Below are 1,092 nucleotides of genomic sequence, written 5' to 3' on the forward strand. Positions count from 1 at the left end.
TGGCTGGTCAGAAAGCCAAGCCGTCGTGAACAAGCTAACCAAATCATTAAAGCCCATATACAGGAAAGCTATCACGGCAGTGACCGGACCTATGGTTCCCCGCGTGTATGGCGTGATTTATATGATTGGGGTATTACCTGCTCTGTTAACCGGGTTGCTCGGCTGATGCAGAAACTAGGGCTCATGGCGCGACGCAAACGACGTTATAAACCGAGCGATAATGGTGTCAGAGCGCTTCATGCGATTGCACCAAATGATTTCCTTTACACCAGGATCGATAACCCGCTTTTTTAGATCAGTGACGCGTTTATAAAGATTTTGCACCTGTATTCGTTCTCGAAATTCATCAAGTGTTATCTCAAATCGCCCAACACCAGACCACTGCGAAAACATCTCATACATCCGAATCGAATAAACGCTCTCAAAACGAGCGATATGAGTCAATTTATATTTAGTGAAGCTGGATGTGAGGCTGGAGAGGTAGGGGATGATACCGGCAGAGAAAATCATCACCAGCCGTCCTTCACCGGGGATGTAATCAATTGAACTGATCCAGCGAGTTTTACGTTTCGTGATAGCGGGGTTAGATGGATCGGGATCATCAATTAAAACGGTTCGCTCATAAAGCTTCTCTGAAGCCGCCTTTAAAGCGCGATAGATATTTTTATTCTCCTCTAAACCTACTAAGTCCTGAATATCCTGAGCATGCACTTCAAATGTCATGTTTTCCTCAAGGCTGTTGCGAGAATCAATCTGTGAGATACCCGCCAGCAAAACACGTTGCTCATTCAATGTAAGCCTATAACTGGCTTCAATTAGCTTGTTTGATTTAACGATCAGCCTGTTATTTTCATTGGACATCTTCAAAACCTATACAACGACATCACCGGTTGGTGTCTCGAAATATATACCTGAAGAATTTTATTTCATACCGTAAATCTGTCGTTCTATCGTACATCCACAGCTAGCGAGGCTTCATTAGAGTCATCACACCTTGACATCCTCCCCGGCCTAAAGGCCGGAGATTCCTACGGCGCTCATCCCGGCATCGCGCCGCAATGAGTTGCTTCGGTGGGTTCCTGCTGCTGGCGA

Annotated in this window: 1 protein-coding gene and 1 pseudogene; one reads left to right on the plus strand and one right to left on the minus strand. The window is 45.7% G+C overall.

Annotated elements, in window-relative coordinates:
* Positions 1-255, plus strand: a pseudogene (locus LGT40_RS16505) (IS3 family transposase); the annotation flags it as partial.
* Here LGT40_RS16505 and LGT40_RS00360 read toward each other — a convergent pair.
* Positions 175-861, minus strand: a complete 687-nt coding sequence (locus LGT40_RS00360) for a RepB family plasmid replication initiator protein (RefSeq protein WP_226069665.1) — start codon at positions 859-861, stop codon at positions 175-177. The pseudogene LGT40_RS16505 and the gene LGT40_RS00360 sit on opposite strands and share 81 nt — an antisense overlap.
* Positions 862-1,092 lie beyond the last annotated feature (231 nt).

This window comes from Methylophaga pinxianii (assembly GCF_020447225.1).
Taxonomy (GTDB): Bacteria; Pseudomonadota; Gammaproteobacteria; order Nitrosococcales; family Methylophagaceae; genus Methylophaga; species Methylophaga pinxianii.